This window comes from Parasedimentitalea denitrificans, from assembly GCF_011813015.1.
Taxonomy (GTDB): domain Bacteria; phylum Pseudomonadota; class Alphaproteobacteria; order Rhodobacterales; family Rhodobacteraceae; genus Parasedimentitalea; species Parasedimentitalea denitrificans.
Map to the genome: position 1 here is coordinate 1 of NZ_QHLQ01000054.1, position 4,085 is coordinate 4,085.

Below are 4,085 nucleotides of genomic sequence, written 5' to 3' on the forward strand. Positions count from 1 at the left end.
TTTCTCATCGTCCACTCCTCAGTGGTTACTGATGAGCAACAAACCCTCTCTTAGCAAATACCGCTATTTGGACCCATAAGCGCTGACGTCAGACACACACAGCACCGTTCCGTGCTGATGCCGAAGAGGATGATGACAAGGTAGAGCAGTCCGGCGAAACGCGTCGTGGACAGCTCGGACCGGGAAGGGTGGTGCCTCATGAAATGTTCCGTTTGATTGAGTTCTGTTGGTCGCGCTCGAAACGGGTGACTGATTCGCGTTACGCCGGTGTGAAAGGAGTGGAGAGGCCATCGGCCTCGCGAGCGTCAGCTTTCAGAGCCAAACGCTTGCGGCCTTGTCCGCCAGTTTGCCCGACAGAAATCGGAGTCTGTCTCCGAAAATCATATCCAGCGAGAACGCGATCGGCAGTGCAATCAGGATGCTTTGCCCCCAGGCTTGCAGCCACGACCACGAGATTCCGAACTCCAAGAGGCTAAACACCCCCGACAGAGCCATGGACATGAAAGACGACATGACCAATGAGCCTGAGAACCGCTGTAGCCGCCCATGACGTATCATATCAAGCGGCCTCTCTCAGGGCCAAGGTCTTGGCCGCGGCGGTCAGGTCTGCCAACGCGTTCGGTTCATTGATGCGCCCGGTTTCGGCATCAAAGACATCGTAAAAGCTGGGAACGGAAACAGCCGCCTTCAGGTCCACCCCGAAAAACTGGGCCGAGCCTTTTGCGGAAGCCAACACGCTTGCTGCGCCCCCGGGCCCAGGTGAGGTCGAAAGGTAGACCGTTGGCTTGTCCTGAAACACTTTCTGATCAATCCGGCTCGCCCAGTCGAAGAGGTTCTTGTAGGCAGCGGTATAGGATCCATTGTGTTCCGCGAAGGATACGATCACCCCGTCGGCTGCGCCGATCTTCTCGAAAAACGCCTTGGCCGTCGGGTGTTGACCGATCTCTTTCTCCAGATCTTCGCTAAAGATCGGCAGATCGTAGTCACTCAGGTCCAGTACCTCGACCTCAGCGCCGGGGACCAGCGTCGCGGTAAACCGCGCGAGCGCTTTGTTGATGGAGTTCTTGGTGTTGCTTGCACCGAATGTCAGGATTTTCATGGGTTTCTCCAATTTCCGTTTCATAGGTTTTCAAAGTTTTCCTGCCCTTGGACCGCACTGGCGTTGGTCGGGGATTAAGGCAGGCCAATTCTTGATTTTTTGACCGAAGTGGTCGTCTGGCGTTTCAGGCCAGAGCGACTCACGGACAGTGGCTCAGTCGATGGTGCCCAATTCGCCAGCCGCATGGGCGGCAATCACCGCGGCCAGTTGGTCGACGTCACGCATCGCGAAGGGGCCCTTTTGCACGAAGGGCTCGCGCAGGGGGGCACCGGACAGGAGCACAGCTTGCCCCCCTTCACCGCTCAGCAACCGGATTTCGTCGGCGCCGTGGGTGGCCAGCGCTGCGTCAGTGCTGAGCCGATGGCGGACGCCGTCAATCTCGGCCTCGATCTCACCGCGGATGACGTGCAGCCAGGCGGCGTCTCCGGGATCGGGGCGATGGGTGAAGCTGCCGCTTGCCTGCAGGGAAATATCGAGGATGGTGAAGGGCAAAGCGGGCGGGGTGGCGCCGACGACGCCATTGCTTTTGCCGGTCATCACTCTTACCCGATGGCCCGAATTTTCGATCACAGGCATCTCTGCGGCGGGCACATGTCGTGCGCTGGGCTCGTCGAGCTTTTGGGCTGTCGGCAAGTTGACAAAGATCTGCAACGCATGAGTGCGTGAACCCGGGGTGGGCGCCTCGTCGTGCACTGCGCCGCGGGCGGCCTTCAGCCAATAAAGATCGCCCGGGGCCAGTTCGATGTCGTTGCCCAGAGAATCCCTGTTGCGAAAACTGCCGGTGCTGTCCTCGAAGAGCACGCTCACCGCCGAGATGCCGGCGTGGGCATGGGCTCCGAAGGTCGGTTCTGTCATGGTGAAGTGATCGACCATGATCAGCGGGTCCATCAGCCCGTCGAGCTGACGGTGGACGAAGCTGAGTGCTTCGAAGCCGTCGCCTCGAGTCATATTCTCGCCTTGTTGGGACCTGATGATCGCGGCTTGGGACATGTGGGTTTGATCTGCGTATTGAACGGTCATATTCGTCTCCTGTGTTGAATATAAACCTACACTCGGGACGATAACCGGAAAATCCGTTGATTTCAGAACTCTTCGTTCTATATTTGGGACGGTATTAAAAGAAGAAGACCAGACCTTGGACCTCAATCAAGCCTACTATCTAGTGCATGTCGTTGATAAGCACGGGTTCTCGGCGGCAGCGCGAACGCTGGGTATTCCCAAATCGCGGATCAGCCGGCAGGTGAAGGCCCTGGAAGAAACCCTTGGCACGCGGCTCTTGAACCGGGATTCAAGGCGCATGTCCCTGACGGAGGCGGGCGAGGCCTACTATCGTCATGCCAAGATGGCGCTGGAATGCATGGCGGCAGCAGAAACGGCGGTGCGTAGAGATAAGGACGCGCTAGAGGGCACCGTCACACTGTCCTGTTCAGTCGGGGTTGCGCAGTTCGCGCTTGGCCGGATTCTGCCGCGTTTCCTGGCTGAGAACCCTCGCGTCATTCTGCAAATACAGGCGTCCAACGACTTCTCCGATCTGATCAGCGATGGCATCGATCTCGCCATCCGGGGGCATTCCAAGTTGCTCCCCGACTCGGGACTGATCCACCGGCGGCTTACCGAAGTTCCCTGGCACCTGTTCGGCTCACCCGGCATTGCGAAGCAAATCGGTCCATCGGGCTCACCTGCTGATCTCGACGGTTTGCCCGGGCTAACGCTTGGCTGGCGGCCCGGCGGCAACAGCTGGTCGTTACAGGGGCCGGACGGGGCCAGCGCCTCGGTTCCCTTTGCAACGCGCATGCGCAGCGATGACATGGTCATGTTGAAACTGGCGGCAGCGGCCGGGCTCGGTGTGGTGGCCCTGCCAGTTTACACCTGTACCGAGGACGTCGCCGCAGGGCGGCTGAGCCGTCTCTTGCCGGAATGGAATGCCGGTTTGCCGGAGATCAGCCTGTTGATGCACGGGCGGAGGGGTAACCCACCACAGGTCGACGCCCTTGCCGCGTTTCTACGCCGCGAGCTGCCGGATGTCATGAACGGTGTAAGCGGCTTTTAGAGTGTTTTCGATCCAACCAACTGGGCGAATTCCTCGCTGGTTCTAGAAAATGCTACGCGATGCACGAACAGCAGGTGAGAAAACGCCGCACCGCGCGATCAGCGGTTCAATTGATTGCAGGTTTGGGCCGGCTCTGCAGCGCTTCAAATTTCGCTTTCCCGGAAGCGGACTTTTGCTGCGTTACAGAATATCGGGAGAGAGGTCTCGAAGCGGACTTGCGGCGATGCAGCGGGTTGAGTTTGAACCGTGTCCCGGAAGCCGCCATTCCCGAAACACAGATATTCCACCCAATTCAATGGCGTGGCCCGATGCTCGGACATTCGGCTGTTCGGAGCGGTCGTCGTACTGCAGGGGCCGGTACGACCGCACTGAGCCCTTTGCAGACGCCATACCCCGACCTTTTTGCTGCAATCGCATCAGGCCGCTCGCAGCCCTTCCAAGACCTTCGTGCATGGTGCAGCATGAGGTAGCGCGTCGACAGGAGGAGCGGTTTCCGGACCTTCGCTGCGATGAGCGCCAATGGCAGCAATGCGCAGAAAGTGACCTTTGCAAAGTCTGAGCTGCCAAGGCCACGGATCGGACGTAATCACCTCATTGCCATCGATTACAACAATCTCTCTCTCAACTTTTGATTCTCTCCATAGACGGGTCGAGCATTGGTTTGATGGAAGCACTCGCCGGGATAGCCTGACCAGCCACATCAATCAGCCAGTTCCCGTTTTGCACTAGGATAGGAGACACCGGCTCATCCAGAGATACAAAACCAATACCAACCGCAGCGCCCAGAGTGTGGCCATACCCGCCGATCTGCAGATGACCAACTTCGACGCCATCCAGATATGTCTGACGTCAGCACCTGTGGGTATTTGGGAAGGTTTAGCATCAGGAGGATTTCTGGTTCATCGTAACCGTCAAGGAGTGAAGATGAACAAGAAA

Annotated in this window: 5 protein-coding genes; 1 reads left to right on the forward strand and 4 read right to left on the reverse strand. The window is 58.2% G+C overall.

All coding sequences use genetic code 11. From position 1 onward, the window contains the following. Window positions 1-312 precede the first annotated feature (312 nt). The 3 genes from DL239_RS21195 to DL239_RS21205 form a co-directional block, all read right to left on the reverse strand. The gene (locus tag DL239_RS21195; RefSeq protein WP_167686084.1) at window positions 313-558 is read right to left on the reverse strand and encodes a DUF2798 domain-containing protein; all 246 of its coding nucleotides are present in this window, start codon (window positions 556-558) and stop codon (window positions 313-315) included. Window position 559: 1 nt separating this feature from the next. Then, window positions 560-1,099 (reverse strand): NADPH-dependent FMN reductase, encoded by a 540-nt coding sequence (locus DL239_RS21200; protein WP_167686085.1) that lies wholly within the window; start codon window positions 1,097-1,099, stop codon window positions 560-562. Between the two features lie 153 nt (window positions 1,100-1,252). After that, window positions 1,253-2,119 (reverse strand): pirin family protein, encoded by an 867-nt coding sequence (locus DL239_RS21205; protein ID WP_206188592.1) that lies wholly within the window; start codon window positions 2,117-2,119, stop codon window positions 1,253-1,255. A 115-nt stretch (window positions 2,120-2,234) separates the two neighbouring features. Between DL239_RS21205 and DL239_RS21210 the strand changes: the two genes are divergently transcribed. Further along, entirely contained in the window at window positions 2,235-3,149 is a 915-nt protein-coding gene (locus tag DL239_RS21210; RefSeq protein ID WP_167686086.1) for a LysR substrate-binding domain-containing protein, read from the forward strand. Window positions 3,150-3,770: 621 nt separating this feature from the next. On the opposite strand, the gene DL239_RS21960 is transcribed toward DL239_RS21210, so the two are convergent. After that, window positions 3,771-3,986 carry a glycine cleavage T C-terminal barrel domain-containing protein gene (locus DL239_RS21960; RefSeq protein ID WP_369410609.1) on the reverse strand — a complete coding sequence of 72 codons (216 nt, stop codon included), beginning with the start codon at window positions 3,984-3,986 and terminating at the stop codon, window positions 3,771-3,773. Between the last annotated feature and the right edge of the window lie 99 nt (window positions 3,987-4,085).

Bases quoted from the DNA above. Each gene is read 5' to 3' on its own strand.
- DL239_RS21200 (WP_167686085.1), bottom strand. From the start codon at position 1,099: ATGAAAATCCTGACATTCGGTGCAAGCAACACCAAGAACTCCATCAAC.
- DL239_RS21195 (WP_167686084.1), bottom strand. From the start codon at position 558: ATGATACGTCATGGGCGGCTACAGCGGTTCTCAGGCTCATTGGTCATG.
- DL239_RS21205 (WP_206188592.1), bottom strand. From the start codon at position 2,119: ATGACCGTTCAATACGCAGATCAAACCCACATGTCCCAAGCCGCGATC.